The following is a 13,451-nucleotide window of genomic DNA, read 5'->3' as shown; positions in this document are numbered from 1 at the left end:
CCTGATATCTCCCCCACAAGGGGGGAGATCGGCCTGCGGTGGAGCTTTCCCCAAACAAATCATCTTGGAGCGCGCGGCAGCACAGAGGCAAGTGCCCCCGCAACGCCGCGCTAGCCGTTCACGAAAGCCATATCCGCCGCGGTCAGCTCGATGTTGCGGAGCTCGCGGTTGACGAGGAAGTGTTCGTTTTCCTGCACAGTCTCGGCAAGCTCCACCTGGGCTGCGAAACGGGCGCGAAAGGCTTCGATGATCTCGTTGACGATGACCTCGGGGGCCGACGCGCCGGCGGAGAGGCCGAGCGTCGAGATCTGGCCGATCTCGTCCCAGTTCAGTTCGGAGGCGCGCTGCACGAGGATCGACTTCGTCGCCCCGGCCCTCAGCGCCACTTCGACGAGGCGCTTGGAATTGGACGAGTTCGGGGCACCGACGATGATGAAGAGATCGCAGCCGGGTGCGGCCTGCTTGACGACTTCCTGGCGGTTGGTCGTGGCATAGCAGATGCTGTCTGCGGCCGGCGCCGTCAGGTTCGGGAAGCGGTGTTCAAGGCGGGCGATGACGCCGGCGGTATCGTCGACCGAGAGCGTCGTCTGCGTCACGTAGCCGAGATTGTCAGGGTCGACCGGCTGATAGGTATCGGCGTCCTCGACGGTCTCGATCAGCGAGACCGAGCCTTCCGGCAGCTGGCCCATCGTGCCGATGACTTCCGGGTGGCCGGCATGGCCGATCAGCACGACGTGGCGACCGAGGCGGTTGTGGCGCATCGCCTGCTTGTGGACCTTGGAGACCAGCGGGCATGTGGCGTCGAGATAGAAGAGGTTGCGGCTGTTGGCATCCTCGGGAACCGACTTCGGCACGCCATGCGCCGAGAAGACGACCGGCTGGGCGCGGTGTTCTTCCGGGATCTCGTTGAGCTCCTCGACGAAGACGGCACCCTTGGCTTCCAGGCCCTCGACGACATAGCGGTTATGCACGATCTCGTGGCGGACATAGACCGGGGCGCCGTAGGATTTCAGCGCCAGAACGACGATCTGAATGGCGCGGTCGACGCCGGCACAGAAGCCGCGCGGCCCGCAAAGCCTGATCGTCAGAGGAGGTTTCGCTGCGATATTCATGTTCAAGTCCGATGTCCGTCGTCCCGGGTGTCTAGCCCAATATGGGGACGAATTGAAGCAATACTATTGCGCGGGAGCGCCGCGGCGGCCGCGGAACCAGGAGACGCCGACGATGCCGACCAGCACGGCGGCCAGTCCGTACCAAGTGAAGGCGTATTCCAGGTGGTTGTTAGGCAGGTCGATCTCGGTGACGCCGCCGATCGGGAAGCCCTTCGGGTTCGGGGTCGAATCCGCATCAATGAAGAAGGGCACGACCTTCGAGGCATCGAAGCCGTCGCTCGATCCCATCGCGTCGATATCCTTCCAGTAGAAGATGTTCTTGGCGATGTCGTTGTCAGGCACCACCCAGGAGGGCTTGCCGGGGAGACGGTTGCGGGCGAGGCCGGTGACGCTCTGCTGGCCGGTCAGCTGGCCCTGCATGCGCATTTCCGGCTCCTTATTCTCATAGGGAACGAAGCCGCGATTGACGAAGAGGTAGCGGCCATCGGCAAGCTCGAGCGGCGTATAGACGTAGAAGCCCGCCTCCCCGCGCCAGGTGGCGAGGAAGTGGCGCTCCTTGTTGTTGACGTAGCGGCCGGTGACGGTGACCGGGCGATATTCGATATCGGTGCCGGAAGAGAGCATCTGTTCGATATCGGCAAGCTGCACTGGAGCGGCATTGCGGCGCGCGGCGATATCGGCGAGCAGGCCCTCCTTCCAATAGAGGCGCTCGACCTGCCAGGTGCCGAGGGAAATGAGAATGGCGAGCGCGATCAGCACCGCGATACCGGTGAAGACCGGCAGCTTGCGGCGCGCGGCCGGGATATTCATGTCAGTCACTCAGGCGTCCTTCACGGGCATTGTGGCGGTATTGCATGGCGATCAGGATGCCTTTGCACCAGCGCAGCGTCAGCAGCGACAGGATGATCGTCAGCGGGCCGAAGAGCAGGATGTGCAGCCAGATCGGCGGCGCGTAATTGACCTCGAGCCAGAGCACGCTGCCAATGACGACGAAGCCGACAAGCAGGATGACGAAGACGGCAGGACCATCGCCCGAATCGGCAAAGGCATAATCCAGGCCGCAGGCGGCGCAGCGCGGCTTCAGCGACAGCAGGCCGTCGAACAGCTTGCCATTGCCGCAGCGCGGGCAGCAGCCCTTGATGCCTGTCTTGACCGGGTCGACCGGAGGAAAGAGAGCGGTGTCTTCTTGCATGTGGATTCCCGTGGCGTCACCTAAAGCCGCCTTAACTCTCCCATAAAGTATCCGCAGGACGAAGGGAAATACCTGCGCGATTTCGCCTCAGCGATTCGGGCCAATCAGAAAAGAAGAGACATGAGCACCGACAGCACCGCAGCCCAGATCGTCATTCTCAACGGGGCGCCGCGCAGCGGCAAGACGACGATCGCGCGCGCCATCCAGCAGCAATTCGACGGGCCGTGGCTCAATTTCGGCGTCGACAACTACAATGCGATGACGCCGTCGCAATATCTGCCGGGCATCGGGCTGCGGCCGGGCGGCGAGCGGCCGGATCTTGAGGAGTTCGTGCCGTTCTTCTATGCCGCGCTCTACGAATCGATCGCCATCCATGCCGGGCTCGGGATCAATGTCGTGGCCGATCTCGGCCATCACGACGCCTATTCGCAGCCGCTCGGGATTTTGGCCGATTGCGCCCGCCGGCTCGATGGTTTCCCGGTGCTGTTCGTCGGCGTGCGCTGCCCGCTGGAGGTGATCATGAAGCGGCGGGAGATCGACGAGCCGGGCCGTGAGGAACTCTATGCGAGAGCAAGCGCCGAGATCGCGGTGCCGGATGCTGTCAGGCGCTGGCAGGACGAGGTGCACAAGCCCGGCATCTACGATCTCGAAGTCGATACCTCGCTCCTGACGCCCTATGAATGCGCCGAGGCGATCCGCCAACAACTCGATATCGGGATACCCGACCCTTCCGCCTTCGAGCGGATCGCCGGGGCGCGGTGAGGACAAAGAAAAAGGCGGGCGCCGATGGCACCCGCCTTTTCTATTGTCCGTGTGAACCGGATCAGCCGTGAGCGACCGGTGCACCCCATCCACCCCAGATGTAGATGGAGAAGAACAGGAACAGCCAGACGACGTCGACGAAGTGCCAGTACCAGGCAGCCGCTTCGAAGCCGAAATGCTGCTTCGGCGTGAAGTCGCCGCGGATAGCGCGCACCAGGCAGACCAGCAGGAAGATCGTGCCGATCAGAACGTGGAAGCCGTGGAAGCCGGTCGCCATGAAGAAGGTCGCGCCGTAGATCGATGCCTTGAAGGCGAACGGAGCGTGGGCGTATTCGTAGGCCTGGACGAAGGAGAACAGGATGCCGAGCAGTACGGTCAGCGTCAGGCCCTGGATGAGGCCCTTGCGGTCGTTGTGCAGCAGAGCATGGTGTGCCCAGGTAACCGTCGTGCCCGAGAGGAGCAGGATGACGGTGTTATAGATCGGCAAGTGCCAGGGATCGAGGACTTCGATGCCCTTCGGCGGCCACTGACCACCGGTGAAGGCAAGGCGCGAGGCCTGGATCGCTTCGTGCGGATAGAGGCTGGCGTCGAAATAGGCCCAGAACCAGGCAACGAAGAACATCACTTCCGAAGCGATGAACATGATCATGCCGTAGCGCAGGTGCAGCGAGACGACGCGCGTGTGGGCGCCCTCATGGGCTTCCTTCACGGTATCGGCCCACCAGCCGTACATGACGTAGAGGATCAGCGCGAGGCCGATGAAGAACAGCCACGGATGAGCCCACTCGACACCGAAGAGGTGCAGCGAGCCGCCGTTCAGATAGCGCATGTAGCCGACGCCACCGAAGGTGATGATGAAGGCGCCGATCGAGGCGAGCAGCGGCCACGGGCTCGGATCGATAATATGGTAGTCGTGATTCTTTTGATGCGCGTCGGCCATCTCTAATCCCCGGATCTCTTCCTCGCTCGCCCCCGGCATAGCCGGAAACGAACCTCAATCAAAGTTTCTTTTCAACCTTCTCCGCTCCACCCTCATTCGAAGCCAGCGGCTTCGGTCCCTCTTTCGGGTAGAACGTATAGGATAGCGTGACCGTGTGAATGTCCTTCGACTCCACGGCCTTGGTAATTTCCGGATCGATGTAGAACACCACCGGCATTTCAAGCTTTTCGCCCGGCTTCAGGTCAGTCTCGTTGAAGCAGAAGCACTGGACCTTGTTGAAATAGGCCCCGGCTTCGCCCGGCGTGACGTTGAACACGGCCTGGCCGCGCTGGGTTTCGTTCGAGCGATTCTCGGCGATGAAATTCACCTGGATCGTCTCGCCGATGCGCGGATTGACTTCGCGCTGGACCGGCTTGAACTCCCAGAAGAGACCCGGAGCGACGTTGGCGTCGAAGGTGACGCGCATCTTGCGGTCGAGGATCTCGGTCGAGGCCTGCTCGACGCGCTGCGTCGTGCCGTTGTAGCCGGTGATCTGGCAGAACATGCGATAGAGCGGAACGGCTGCGTAGCTCATCGCGCCCATGCCGACGACGAAGCTCAGGCACATGAAGACGACAGCGCCGTTGTTGCGGCCCGGCTTCTTCGGTGCGTTGGCGGTGTCGCTCATCGGCTCAGCCTCCATGTCCCAGGAATTTCACGATGGTGATCAGGTAGAACAGAACGCAGAGACCGGCGAGAACGACGCCGAGCGCCACGTTGCGGTTCCGGCGCGACTTGCGCTGCGCTTCGGTCAGCTTCACGGTTTCCATCAGATGATACCTCCTGCATGGAAGACCAGGATCGATGCCAGCCGGTCGAACATCAGCGCGGAGAAGATCGCGAAGAGATAGAAGATCGAGAAAGCGAAGAGCTTCTTGGCCGGGATCATCTTTTCATCGCCATCCGGCATGCGCCAGACGGCGATGGAACAGCTTATGAAGACGGTGCCGAGCAGCGTCGCGACAAGACCGTAGCCGAAGCTCGCAAAGCCGAGCAGCGACGGGATGACGCCGCAGATGGCGGTCAGCACCGCATAGGCGACGATCTGGTGCTTGGTGGTGCGCTCACCCGAGACGTTCGGGAGCATCGGGACGCCGACGGCTTCGTAATCGCGCATCTTGAAGAGCGCGAGAGCCCAGAAATGTGCGGGCGTCCAGAGGAAGATGATGAGGAACAGCACGGTGCTTTCGATGGTGACCGAGTTGGTCACGCATGCCCAGCCGATCATCGGCGGGAAGGCACCGGCAGCGCCGCCAATGACGATGTTCTGCGGCGTCGAGCGCTTCAGCCACATCGTATAGACGATCGCGTAGAAGAAAATCGTGAAGGCGAGGATGCCGGCCGACAGCCAGTTGACGGCGAGGCCGAGGATCGTCACCGAGAAGCCCGAGAGCACCAGGCCGAAGGCCAGCGCTTCCTTGGGCTGAATGCGGCCTGCGGGGATCGGGCGCTGCGCCGTGCGGGTCATGACAGCGTCGATATCGGCGTCATACCACATGTTGAGCGCACCCGACGCGCCAGCGCCGACGGCAATGCAGAGGATCGAGATCAGGCCGAGAACGGGATTGATTTGACCAGGGGCCAGCACCAGGCCGGCAAAAGCCGTGAAGACCACGAGCGACATGACGCGCGGCTTCAGAAGCTCGAAATAATCGCGCGCGCCCGCTTCCGAAAGGCGGAGTTCGCCTTCCTCTGCAAGTGCCTCGTGATTGTCGATGACCGTCATTATTCCGTCCTGCTCGGCTCAAGCGCGTTGCGATCCTTCAGATCGGCTGTATGCGCTCTGGCCTCTTGTTTTTCCGCATGCCCTACCGCGTCATGCGTTAAGGCCGGACGCCGCATCGGAATGCGGCGCCCGGAATTTGGAGCATCTTACTTGATGCGCGGGAGCTGTTCCCACTGGTGGTACGGCGGCGGCGAAGGCAGCTGCCATTCCAGGGTCGTTGCACCCTCACCCCACGGATTGTCGCCAGCGAGGCGCTTCTTGGCGAAGGCTTCGAAGACACCGTAGAGGAAGATCAGCACGGCAAAGGCCGAGATGTAGGAGCCGATCGAGGAAACGTAGTTCCAGCCGGCAAACGCATCCGGATAGTCGATGTAACGGCGCGGCATGCCTGCGAGACCGAGGAAGTGCTGCGGGAAGAACACCAGGTTGACGCCGATGAACATGACCCAGAAGTGCAGCTTGCCGAGGAACTCGTTGTACATGTAGCCGCTCATCTTCGGGAACCAGTAGTACCAGGCAGCGAAGATGGCGAAGACGGCGCCGAGCGACAGAACGTAGTGGAAGTGAGCCACGACGTAGTAAGTGTCATGCAGCGAGCGGTCGAGACCGGCATTTGCCAGCTGAACGCCGGTGACGCCACCGACCGTGAACAGGAAGATGAAGCCGATCGCCCAGACCATCGGCGTGCGGAACTCGATCGAGCCGCCCCACATCGTTGCGATCCAGGAGAAGATCTTCACGCCCGTCGGAACGGCGATGACCATCGTCGCGAAGACGAAGTAGCGCTGTGCATCGAGCGACAGGCCGACCGTGTACATGTGGTGGGCCCAGACGACGAAGCCGACGGCACCGATGGCGACCATGGCGTAGGCCATGCCGAGGTAACCGAAGATCGGCTTGCGCGAGAAGGTCGAGATGATGTGGCTGACGATGCCGAAGCCCGGCAGGATCAGGATGTACACTTCCGGGTGACCGAAGAACCAGAACAGGTGCTGGTAGAGGATCGGGTCACCGCCGCCTTCCGGCGCGAAGAAGGTCGTACCGAAGTTACGGTCGGTCAGCACCATGGTGATGGCGCCAGCCAGAACCGGCAGCGAGAGCAGCAGCAGGAAGGCCGTGATCAGAACAGCCCAGGCGAAGAGCGGCATCTTGTGCAGCGTCATGCCCGGTGCGCGCATGTTCAGGATCGTGGTGATGAAGTTGATCGCGCCGAGGATCGACGAGGCACCGGCGACGTGCAGCGAGAAGATCGCGAGGTCGACGGCCGGACCCGGCTGGCCCGCGGTTGCGAGCGGCGGATACATCGTCCAGCCACCGCCAGCGCCGTAAGCACCGGCCGGGCCTTCGACGAACATCGACAGCACGAGCAGCAGGAAGGCCGGAACGATCAGCCAGAAGGAGATGTTGTTCAGACGCGGGAACGCCATGTCAGGGGCACCGATCATGATCGGAACCATCCAGTTGGCGAAGCCGCCGATCATCGCCGGCATGACCATGAAGAAGATCATGATGAGGGCGTGAGCGGTGGTGAAGACGTTGAACATGTGCTTGGCGCCGTCGATCGCGGCGTCGCCTTCGAAGCCGTAAACCATCGAGGCCAGACCGTGGAAGATCTGGATGCCAGGCTCCTGAAGCTCCATGCGCATGGCAACGGACAGCGCGCCGCCGATGATGCCGGCGAAGATCGCGAAGATCAGGTAGAGCGTGCCGATGTCCTTGTGGTTCGTCGAGAAGAACCAGCGATTGACGAAGCTCGGCTTGTGCGAGTGATCGTGATGGTCGTCATGCGCATGTGCGTCATGGCCATGATGATCATGAGAATGATCGTGGGCGGAACCAGCCATTTTTCCGAGTCCCTTCTAGATTACTGAGCGTTTTCGGCGACATCAACGGTCTTTGCAGGACCATCGGTGGCAGCCATGAGAGCCTTGTAGGCTCCGGGAAGATCGGAAGCGGCAGCCGTGAGCCACTGCTTGTACTTGTCTTCGGAAACGACGCGGATCGCGATCGGCATGAACGCATGGTCCTTGCCGCAGAGCTCGGAACACTGGCCGTAGAACAGGCCTTCGCGCTCGGTCTTGAACCAGGTTTCATTGAGGCGGCCCGGAACGGCGTCGATCTTGACGCCGAAGGACGGCATTGCGAAGGCGTGGATCACGTCCGTCGGAGCGGCGGTCACGAGAACGCGAACGACCTTGTTGACGGGCAGGATGATTTCGTTGTCGACGGCCAGCAGGCGCGGATAGGTCGCGAGATCCGTCTTGCCGGCAGCGGCACGATCCGGATCCTTCAGGAGGTAGGAATCGAAGGCCAGCGGATTGTCGCCGGTGCCTTCATATTCGTAGTTCCACTGCCACTGGGTGGCGGTCGCCTTCAGCGTCACATCCGGATTTTCCGGAAGCGTCAGCTGCGCGGTGAGCAGGTTGAACGACGGAACGGCGAGGAAGAGAAGAACCAGGACCGGCCCCACGGTCCAGATAACTTCGATGACGGTGTTATGGCTCGTCTTCGACGGCACCGGATTGGCGCTCGCACGGAACTTCCAGCAGACGACGATGAGCAGGACCAGAACGAAGAGCGTGATCGGTACGATGAACCACAGCGTATATTGTTCGAACCAGCGGATTTCCCGCATAATCGGCGTTGCCGCCGGCTGCAGCGTTGCCTGCCACGGCATCGGCTGATCGGCATATGTGCCGGAAGCAAAAAGCAGACAGACCAGCGCGGTCAGAGCTGCATAAGCCTTCTTAATCACCTTAGTATCTCCCTCGAGCGCTTGACCTGCCTTAAATCGAACGCAGAATCCTTGCCATCTTCAGCGCTTCAAACCACAGTTTGCAACTGACCGCAACAGGCCAGAGCGATTGTCTATGCGGCATTTTTGCCAGAAGCCGATTCACAAGCAGGCACAAAACATTACCGAATATTTGCACCATCATACGGAAAAGGCTTACGCGGGCCAATCCAAAGCTCCAACATTATTGCGGAAAGGTCCTATTTCTGCCGTAGTCCCCCGGTTTTCACGGGGCAGGTCTTTTCATTTCCGGTCACGGCCTTCAACAATACCGTCACCGATTCGAATTCCAGAGGTTTTCATGGGTTTCCGTTCCCTTGTGCGGTCGTTTGTTCTGACCACCACTCTTGCAGCAGCAGCGGCAGCCCCCGTTTTCGCCCAGCAGCCGGCAGCCCCTGCCCCGGCCCAGCCCGCTCCCTCGCAGCCGGCACCGGCCCAGCAGGCAGCGCCCGGCCAGAGCCAGCCGCAGGCGCCGGGCACGGTGAAGTCGAACCACGGCGCATGGTCCGTCGTCTGCGACAAGCCGGCCGGCGCTTCGGCCGAGCAATGCGCGCTGATGCAGAATGTCATCGCCGAGGACCGCCCTGAAGTCGGCCTCTCGGTCGTCGTTCTGAAGACTGCTGACCGCAAGTCGAAGATCCTGCGCGTGCTCGCCCCGCTCGGCGTGCTGCTGCCGAACGGCCTCGGCCTCAATGTCGACGGCAAGGATATCGGCCGCGCCTATTTCGTCCGCTGCTTTGCCGACGGCTGCTATGCCGAAGTCGTGCTCGAGGACGAGCTCCTGAAGACCTTCCGCAGCGGCACCAGCGCCACCTTCATCGTCTTCCAGACGCCGGAAGAAGGCATCGGCATTCCCGTCGACCTGAAGGGCTTTGCCGAAGGCTACGACGCGCTTCCCTGATGTCGGCCCGATAGGGGCTTGCTCGAACTGCCCTGCGGTCCTACATCGGCTTTAAAGCATTCCTGCTTTGAAGCGGAGCATATCATCATGAATACCGACCTCCTGACGCTCTTCGATGCCGACGAAGCGACGACGCGCAAGCTCGTGGCCGAGGCGCTTTCCGGCTCCGACGACGGTGAGCTCTATATCGAACATGCGCAGGCGGAATCGCTGATGTTCGACAATGGCCGCCTGAAGGGCGGCAGCTTCAATACCGAGCAGGGTTTTGGCTTGCGCGCCGTTGCGGGTGAAGCGGTGGGCTATGCGCATGCCGGCGACCTTTCGGTTTCGGCGCTGAAGCGCGCCGCTGACGCCGTCGGCGCCGTCACCCGCGGCTATTCCGGCAGCTATGCAGCGGCACCCCAGGGCACCAACAAGAAGCTCTATACCGACGAGAACCCGATCGGCACGCCGACCTTCGAAGAGAAGGTGAAGATCCTCACCGATATCGACGCCTATCTGCGCAACAAGGATGACAAGGTGCGCCAGGTGACGGCCTCGGTCGCCGCCAGCTGGCAGGTGGTCGATATCCTGCGCGCCGACGGACACCGCGTCCGCGACATCCGGCCGATGACGCGCATCAACATCTCCGTCGTCGTCGGCGAAGGCGACCGGCAGGAGAGCGGCTCCTTCGGCCAGGGCGGCCGCATCGGCTTCGGCGATTTCATCACCGAAAGCAGCTGGCAGACCGGCGCCGACGAAGCACTGCGCCAGGCGCTCGTCAATCTCGAAGCGATCGAGGCGCCGGCAGGCACGATGGATGTCGTGCTCGGCTCCGGCTGGCCGGGCGTCATGCTGCACGAGGCTGTCGGCCACGGGCTGGAAGGCGATTTCAACAGGAAGAAGACCTCGGCCTTTGCCGGCCTGCTCGGCCAGATGGTTGCCGCACCGGGCGTGACCGTCGTCGACGACGGTACGATCGACAGCCGCCGCGGCTCGATCACCATCGACGACGAAGGCACGCCTTCGGCCTATAACGTGCTGATCGAAAACGGCAAACTGGTCGGCTACATGCAGGACCGGCAGAATGCCCGGCTGATGGGCATGGCGCCGACCGGCAATGGACGGCGCCAGGGCTATTCGCATGTGCCGATGCCGCGCATGACCAACACCTATATGCTCGGCGGCGACAAGACGCCCGAGGAAATCATCGCGTCCGTCAAGAAGGGCGTCTATGCCGTCTCCTTCGGCGGCGGCCAGGTGGACATCACGTCGGGCAAGTTCGTGTTCGGCTGCACCGAGGCCTATCTGATCGAGAACGGCAAGATCGGCGCGCCGATCAAGGGCGCCATGCTGATCGGCAACGGTCCGGATGCGATGAAGCGCGTCTCGATGATCGGCAACGACATGAAGCTCGATACCGGCATCGGCAATTGCGGCAAGGGCGGCCAGTGGGTGCCCGTCGGCGTCGGCCAGCCGCATCTGCGCATGGACCAGGTAACAGTCGGCGGCACACAAGCCTGACGCGGCAGGAGGCGGCGATGAGCGACATTGAGATCAGGCCCTTTGACATCGCCGATATCGACGGCGTCTTCTCCGTCATTCTGCCGATCCAGCGCGATGAATTCGGCATCGCCATCACCGCCGACGACCAGCCCGATCTCGCCGTCATCCCGGACTTCTACCAGGCCCGCAAGGGTCAGTTCTGGGTGGCCGATCTCGACGGCACGATCGTCGGCACGCTCGGCCTGAAGGACATCGGCAACAACCAGACGGCGCTGCGCAAGATGTTCGTGGCGGCCCATGTGCGCGGCCGCGAACACAACGTCGCCGCCCGCCTGCTCGACGCGCTATTCGCCCATGCCGAAGCCGAGGGGATCACCGACATCTTCCTCGGCACGACGGACAAATTCCTCGCCGCCCACCGCTTCTACGAAAAGAACGGCTTCAGCGAGATCAAGCGCGACGACCTCCCGAGGTCTTTCCCGCTGATGGCGGTGGACAGCAAGTTCTACCGGCGGAAGGTCGCTGCCGTTTCTTGAGAAACCCAACACGTTGGGTTGTCGTCAGGTATGAAAGTAAATTTGGACATCGACGACGCGCTGGCGCGTGGCAGGAACACGCGGGCCAGCGAGCCGCGGGCGCTTTCCGCACGTTTCGATGCGCGCAACGGCCGGATGATCGTCGAGCTCACCAATGGCTGCACCTTCGCCTTCCCTCCCCGCCTCGTGCAGGGGCTGGAAGATGCAGGGGATAGCGACTTGAGTGCTGTCGAAATCCTTGGCGCAGGTTACGGCCTGCATTGGGAACCGCTCGACGTCGATATCTCCGTTCCCGGTCTTCTCGCCGGAATATTCGGGACCAAATCCCATATGGCGCGCCAGGCGGGCAAAGCGACGTCGGCCGCGAAAGCCGAGGCGGCGCGGGCGAATGGCGCGAAAGGCGGTCGGCCTCGCAAATCGGCTACACAGTAATCTAAGGCCTGAACAGCCATTTGCGCTCGATCGCGGCTTCGAGATCGAGGCGGTTGTTGTGGGCGAAGAGGAGGATGTGGCCGAGGAGGTCGGCGGTTTCGTCGGCAAGGTCGCGGCTCATGTCGTCAGCGCTGCGGCCCTTGGCGCGGCCCCTGCCGGTCAGGCGGTTCCAGGCCTGGGTGAGTTCGCCCATTTCCTCCTGCAGCTTCAGCAGAAACCAGTCGGGATCGCGTTCCAGGCCGTTGGCTTCGGCGTAGATTTTTGAGGCGCGTTCGAACTTGTCGGCGAGGTCTTCAAGCATATTCGTTCTCCTTTCGTACGCATGCAGGAGAACCGTGGTTCCTCACTTATGTCCATAGCAGACAGCGGCCGGGGACGGCCGCTGTCTGTGCCAGGGCTGCTGCTCAGTTGCGGAGCAGGCCGAGGCGGATCAGGCTTTCGGCGGAGGCGACGATCGCTTCCTCTTTCGGCCGCGGCGCCCAGCCGAGCAGGCGCTCGGCCTTCTCGCCCGTTGCACTCATGTCGTAGTTCAGCAGCGGCACGACGCCCTTCAGCTGTTCGTTGGTCTCGCCGGCGATGCGGACCTGTTCGTCCGGCCAGACCTGCGTCGAGACCTTTTCGGCAGCCTTGCCGAAGCGTTCGCGCAGCAGCTCGGCGACCTCGATCATCCACATGCTCTTGCCGGAGGTCGCAAGGAAGCGCTCACCCTTCGCGGCTGGATCAATCATGGCGCGCAGATGGAGATCGGCGACATCGCGAACGTCGACGCAGCAGGAATTGACGTTCAGGCAGCCCGGCTGCCCTTCCAGCATGTTGGAGATCAGGCGGATCGAGTGGGAAAAGTCAGCGCCCAGCGCCGGTCCGTAGACGGCGACCGGATTGACCGATGCAAGCTCCAGCCCGTTGCCCTCGCGGGCGATGAAATCCCAGGAGGCGCGCTCCGAGAGGGTCTTGGATTTCTGATAGGGGGCGACGTCGCCGGTCAGGTCGCTCCAGTCGGTCTCGTCGAACGGGCGGCGGTGGCCGGGCTTGTGGCCGACGCCGATCGCCCCGAAGGCAGAGGTCAGCACGACGCGCTTGACGCCGGCGTCGCGAGCGGCGCGCAGGACGCGGAGATTGCCGTCAACCGCCGGGCCGATCCAGTCTTCCTCGCGGGTCTGGTCGCCCGAAGGCGTCGGCGAGGCGCCGTGCATGACATAGGTGCAGCCGGCAGCAGCTTCCGCCCAGCCGGCGTCATCCGTCAGATTGGCAACGACGAAGGACAGCCGGTCGCCGGCCTCGACGCCGCCGGTTCTCAGATGCTCGCGCACCTCCCCTTCCCGCTCCAGCGAGCGGACGGTGGTGCGCACGCGGTATCCGGCATTCAGCAGCGCCAGCATGCAGTATTGCGCGATGAAGCCGGTGCCGCCGGTTACGAGAACGATTTCGTCTTTCATATCATACCTCAAGGAGTTTCACGGCGGCCGACATCGCCGCCGCTGATTGACATGACGTGAAAGTAGGTCGGGCATCTTGCACTGTGAATGCTTGAA

At 62.4% G+C, this 13,451-nt stretch carries 16 protein-coding genes; 5 read left to right on the top strand and 11 right to left on the bottom strand.

The window, feature by feature from the left end:
* Positions 1–110: 110 nt before the first annotated feature.
* The 3 genes from ispH to ACODR6_RS05245 all read right to left on the bottom strand — a co-directional run bounded on the left by ispH (position 111) and on the right by ACODR6_RS05245 (position 2,304).
* A complete protein-coding gene (gene ispH / locus ACODR6_RS05255; RefSeq protein ID WP_489021270.1) occupies positions 111–1,112 on the bottom strand; it encodes a 4-hydroxy-3-methylbut-2-enyl diphosphate reductase in 1,002 nt (333 codons plus the stop codon).
* A gap of 63 nt (positions 1,113–1,175) precedes the next feature.
* A complete protein-coding gene (locus ACODR6_RS05250; protein WP_489021268.1) occupies positions 1,176–1,931 on the bottom strand; it encodes an SURF1 family protein in 756 nt (251 codons plus the stop codon).
* Positions 1,924–2,304, bottom strand: coding sequence for a DUF983 domain-containing protein (locus ACODR6_RS05245; RefSeq protein ID WP_203429461.1), 381 nt, complete (start codon positions 2,302–2,304; stop codon positions 1,924–1,926). The genes ACODR6_RS05250 and ACODR6_RS05245 overlap by 8 nt, the downstream gene beginning before the upstream one ends.
* A 120-nt stretch (positions 2,305–2,424) precedes the next feature.
* Between ACODR6_RS05245 and ACODR6_RS05240 the strand changes: the two genes are divergently transcribed.
* Positions 2,425–3,066 (top strand): chloramphenicol phosphotransferase CPT family protein, encoded by a 642-nt coding sequence (locus tag ACODR6_RS05240; RefSeq protein ID WP_112712871.1) that lies wholly within the window; start codon positions 2,425–2,427, stop codon positions 3,064–3,066.
* 61 nt (positions 3,067–3,127) lie between these two features.
* Here ACODR6_RS05240 and ACODR6_RS05235 read toward each other — a convergent pair whose 3' ends face one another.
* The 6 genes from ACODR6_RS05235 to coxB form a co-directional block, all read right to left on the bottom strand.
* On the bottom strand, positions 3,128–4,006 hold the full coding sequence (locus ACODR6_RS05235; protein WP_112712873.1) for a cytochrome c oxidase subunit 3: 879 nt from the start codon (positions 4,004–4,006) through the stop codon (positions 3,128–3,130).
* Positions 4,007–4,064: 58 nt separating this feature from the next.
* A complete protein-coding gene (locus ACODR6_RS05230) occupies positions 4,065–4,673 on the bottom strand; it encodes a cytochrome c oxidase assembly protein (protein ID WP_112714332.1) in 609 nt (202 codons plus the stop codon).
* Between the two features lie 4 nt (positions 4,674–4,677).
* Entirely contained in the window at positions 4,678–4,815 is a 138-nt protein-coding gene (locus tag ACODR6_RS05225; RefSeq protein WP_489021264.1) for a hypothetical protein, read from the bottom strand.
* Positions 4,815–5,771 (bottom strand): heme o synthase, encoded by a 957-nt coding sequence (locus ACODR6_RS05220; protein ID WP_112712875.1) that lies wholly within the window; start codon positions 5,769–5,771, stop codon positions 4,815–4,817. Before ACODR6_RS05220 ends, ACODR6_RS05225 begins: the two co-directional genes overlap by 1 nt.
* A 146-nt stretch (positions 5,772–5,917) precedes the next feature.
* Positions 5,918–7,615: a cytochrome c oxidase subunit I gene (ctaD, locus tag ACODR6_RS05215; RefSeq protein ID WP_112712877.1), complete on the bottom strand. Its 1,698-nt coding sequence runs from the start codon at positions 7,613–7,615 to the stop codon at positions 5,918–5,920.
* 20 nt (positions 7,616–7,635) lie between these two features.
* Positions 7,636–8,526, bottom strand: coding sequence for a cytochrome c oxidase subunit II (gene coxB / locus ACODR6_RS05210; RefSeq protein WP_112712879.1), 891 nt, complete (start codon positions 8,524–8,526; stop codon positions 7,636–7,638).
* 340 nt (positions 8,527–8,866) lie between these two features.
* On the opposite strand from coxB, the gene ACODR6_RS05205 reads away from it, so the two are divergent.
* The 4 genes from ACODR6_RS05205 to ACODR6_RS05190 all read left to right on the top strand — a co-directional run bounded on the left by ACODR6_RS05205 (position 8,867) and on the right by ACODR6_RS05190 (position 11,919).
* On the top strand, positions 8,867–9,466 hold the full coding sequence (locus ACODR6_RS05205; protein WP_112712881.1) for an invasion associated locus B family protein: 600 nt from the start codon (positions 8,867–8,869) through the stop codon (positions 9,464–9,466).
* 87 nt (positions 9,467–9,553) lie between these two features.
* Positions 9,554–10,969, top strand: coding sequence for a metalloprotease TldD (gene tldD, locus ACODR6_RS05200; RefSeq protein ID WP_112712909.1), 1,416 nt, complete (start codon positions 9,554–9,556; stop codon positions 10,967–10,969).
* Positions 10,970–10,986: 17 nt separating this feature from the next.
* Positions 10,987–11,487: a GNAT family N-acetyltransferase gene (locus ACODR6_RS05195; protein ID WP_489021260.1), complete on the top strand. Its 501-nt coding sequence runs from the start codon at positions 10,987–10,989 to the stop codon at positions 11,485–11,487.
* Between the two features lie 42 nt (positions 11,488–11,529).
* Positions 11,530–11,919 (top strand): DUF2442 domain-containing protein, encoded by a 390-nt coding sequence (locus tag ACODR6_RS05190; RefSeq protein ID WP_489021258.1) that lies wholly within the window; start codon positions 11,530–11,532, stop codon positions 11,917–11,919.
* A gap of 1 nt (position 11,920) precedes the next feature.
* On the opposite strand, the gene ACODR6_RS05185 is transcribed toward ACODR6_RS05190, so the two are convergent.
* Both ACODR6_RS05185 and ACODR6_RS05180 read right to left on the bottom strand, forming a co-directional pair.
* Entirely contained in the window at positions 11,921–12,220 is a 300-nt protein-coding gene (locus ACODR6_RS05185; RefSeq protein ID WP_130278918.1) for a nucleoside triphosphate pyrophosphohydrolase family protein, read from the bottom strand.
* A gap of 103 nt (positions 12,221–12,323) precedes the next feature.
* Positions 12,324–13,355, bottom strand: coding sequence for an SDR family oxidoreductase (locus ACODR6_RS05180; protein WP_449096373.1), 1,032 nt, complete (start codon positions 13,353–13,355; stop codon positions 12,324–12,326).
* Positions 13,356–13,451 lie beyond the last annotated feature (96 nt).

This window comes from Rhizobium sp. FG96 (assembly GCF_057808655.1).
Note: the sequence above shows the minus strand (reverse complement) of the source record. Positions and strands in the feature narration are given on the sequence as shown.